This is a genomic window from Arthrobacter sp. Cr_A7 (assembly GCF_029222765.1).
GTDB lineage: Bacteria > Actinomycetota > Actinomycetes > Actinomycetales > Micrococcaceae > Arthrobacter.
In genome coordinates this window covers 1-1,384 of record NZ_JARHXQ010000194.1, presented here as the reverse complement: position 1 = coordinate 1,384, position 1,384 = coordinate 1, and the positions used below count along the sequence as shown (strand labels likewise).

The following is a 1,384-nucleotide window of genomic DNA, read 5'->3' as shown; positions in this document are numbered from 1 at the left end:
GCCGCCGCCGCCGGTCTTTGCCTCTTCGTCCTCGCCGGGAACGTATGGCTGGCTGCAGCTGGTGCTGCACTGTGGGGCGTGGGAGCAGCGCTGGCCTTTCCGATGGGAATGTCCGCCGCGGCCGACGACCCGAAGCACGCCGCGGCACGGGTATCCGTTGTATCCACACTCGGTTATATCTCGTTCCTCGCCGGCCCTCCCCTGCTGGGGTACCTCGGGGACCTCACCGGTATCCACCTGGCGTTGCTTGCGATCCTGGCCCCGATTCTCCTGGCACTCTTGCTGGCCGGTGCAGCCAAGCCGCTCAAAACGAAGCAGGCGGCTGAAACCACGTAAGCCGCTGGACCTGCGAGAGCGTTCCGAGTTTCGCCGCCATAAGTGAGAGAGCGTTCCGGGTTTCGCCGCAACAGGTGATGGAGCGTTGGGGTTTTAAGCCCCAAAGGTGATGGGGCGTCCGTGCCTGCCATGGCGGTAGGGTGAGGGCATGCACAGCACATGGCGTAACAGCCATCGATGGGTCGGCCGGCTGGATAAATACCTTGTAAAGCATGTTTCCGATCTGCCGGGCGGCAACCACGACGACTTTTTCCGCAGGCTCTCGGCTTCGGGCAACCATGGGAAGCTCTGGATTGCGGCGGCCGCCGTGATGGCCGCTTTCCCGGGAAAGACCCGCCGGGCAGCCCTGCATGGTTTGCTGGCCCAGGCTGTTGCATCGGCTGTGACCAACGGCGTCTTCAAAACGCTGCTCCCCCGCACCCGGCCGCTGCCAGAGCACCTCCCGGTGTTCAGGTTTGTCCATCCCCAACCCACCAGCTCCTCCATGCCGTCGGGACACTCCGCGTCAGCCGTGGCGTTTGCCGTGGGAGTGGGCCTGGTCCGGCCGGCCCTAGGCGTTGCCCTGGCGCCGGCCGCCCTGGGGGTGGCCTACTCCCGGGTCCACACCGGGGCGCACTGGCCCTCGGACGTCTTCTTTGGCTCAGCGCTGGGGGCAGGAGCAGCGTTGGTAACCCGCAGGTGGTGGCCGGTCCGTCCACCCTTCCCGCAGCCCGCGCGGACCTGGACGCCTGCGCCCGAACTGCCGGGAGGCGAGGGCCTGAGCATCGTAGTGAACACCCTGGGTGGCTCGTTCAGGGAAGAGACGGCCGCCGCACTCAAAGAAGTATTCCCGAAGGCGCATATCAACACCGTTCAGCCCGAGGATGAGCTGCTGGCGCAAATCGCTGCAACTGCGGACTGGCCGGGCACCCGCGCCCTCGGTGTGTGGGGAGGCGACGGCACGGTGGGCGCAGCAGCCGCGGCCGCCGTCGAACGTTCCATCCCCCTCCTGGTCCTCCCGGGCGGGACGCTCAACCATTTTGCCCGCGACGCAGGAACAGGAAGCCTC

Annotated in this window: 2 protein-coding genes; both read left to right on the top strand. The window is 66.8% G+C overall.

Features of this window, described 5'->3' with window-relative positions:
- On the top strand, positions 1 to 336 hold a 336-nt coding region (locus P2Q66_RS11415; protein WP_345795630.1), incomplete at its 5' end, for an MFS transporter.
- A gap of 148 nt (positions 337 to 484) precedes the next feature.
- On the top strand, positions 485 to 1,384 hold a 900-nt coding region (locus P2Q66_RS11410; RefSeq protein ID WP_275728136.1), incomplete at its 3' end, for a bifunctional phosphatase PAP2/diacylglycerol kinase family protein.